The following is a 1,339-nucleotide window of genomic DNA, read 5'->3' on the forward strand; positions in this document are numbered from 1 at the left end:
TGAATTAATTGATGGAATGGGGCATGATATCCCTGCCCATTTTATTCCACAGCTTAGCGGTTTATTTGCGCATCATTTTAAATCATCATACTAGGACACTATGGCTGCATTACCCTCACTAAGACAGCTATCATATTTAGTTACGTTGTCGGAAACTTTGCATTTTACTGAAGCAGCACGTCGCTCTTTTGTTACCCAATCGACTTTATCGGGCGGCATTATGGAGCTGGAAAGGCTACTAGGTGGCGTTCTGGTTGAGCGTGACCGTCAGAATGTGCGTTTAACGCCATTAGGTGAGCAAGTTGTTGCTCGAGCCCGTGTATTGCTAGCAGATGCTCAGGATTTAATGCGTTTAAGCCGTGAAATGAGTGAACCATTAACAGGTGATCTTCATTTGGGTGTTATTCCAACAATTGCACCTTTTATCCTGACACGGTTACTTGATGAAGTGCATCAACAATTACCGAAGATTCAGTTGCATTTACATGAAGCTCAAAGTGAGAAGATTGTAGAGCGCCTAGAACATGGTAATTTGGACATGATTGTCCTTGCCCTACCTTTTGATACAAGAAGTTTAAAAGTAGCTGAAATTTCAAAAGAAAATTTATATCTTGTTTGTAGTAAGCAAGATACAAATGCACTTCAAGCAAATTCACTTGATGATCTCGATTTATCACGTCTCATTTTGCTTGAAGAAGGCCACTGTTTACGTGACCACGTATTAAGCGCCTGTCCAATTGGTGAGCGTAAAAACGATAACCGCTTAAAAGCAAGTTCTCTACCAACATTGGTTGAAATGGTTTCTTCCGATTTAGGCTTTACTCTTTTACCAGAAATCGCAATTGAAAATAGTATGATCAAATTTAATGATCAGATTACTGCAAAACCAATTGAAGACGCACCTAGCCGTACTTTAGCACTTGTTACTCGTAAAAGTACGCCGTTGCAAAGTGAGTTTGATGTTCTTCTGCAAATCATGCAGAAAATTACCACAAACTTACATGAATAAAAAAAGGAGTCTTCGGACTCCTTTTTATTTTACTGTGCTGTTAGAGAAGCCCATTTAAATACCCAAGCCGATCTCAAATCCAAGCTATCATCTGCAATTATTTTTTCTCGAATAATTTGTGCAATTGCGTAGTCATTGGCAGGGTCGACCATGACTCGTATTCCTTTTGTAGTTGCGCTGGTAACAACTTTATACCCTTTAGCCTGTAATTGGGACTGAATCATATTTGCTTTATTTTGATTAGGTGCCAAAGCAACTTGCACCATCCATTTTTTTTCACCGTTTTCTAAAATTTCTTTCGCGACCGCTGCATCAAGTTGCTTTTTCTTC

The 1,339-nt window shown here is 39.3% G+C and carries 2 protein-coding genes; one reads left to right on the top strand and one right to left on the bottom strand.

The window, feature by feature from the left end; genetic code table 11:
* Positions 1 to 100: 100 nt before the first annotated feature.
* Positions 101 to 1,009: a LysR family transcriptional regulator OxyR gene (gene oxyR, locus VXQ92_RS18275; protein ID WP_000729506.1), complete on the top strand. Its 909-nt coding sequence runs from the start codon at positions 101 to 103 to the stop codon at positions 1,007 to 1,009.
* A gap of 29 nt (positions 1,010 to 1,038) precedes the next feature.
* Here the strand turns inward: oxyR and VXQ92_RS18280 are convergent.
* The coding region (locus tag VXQ92_RS18280) for an SPOR domain-containing protein (protein ID WP_416682760.1) at positions 1,039 to 1,339 on the bottom strand (301 nt) is incomplete at its 5' end.

The sequence above is a fragment of the Acinetobacter sp. 228 genome, from assembly GCF_048147885.1.

Excerpts from the sequence above, each read along its gene's own strand:
- oxyR (WP_000729506.1), top strand. The coding sequence starts at position 101 with ATGGCTGCATTACCCTCACTAAGACAGCTATCATATTTAGTTACGTTG.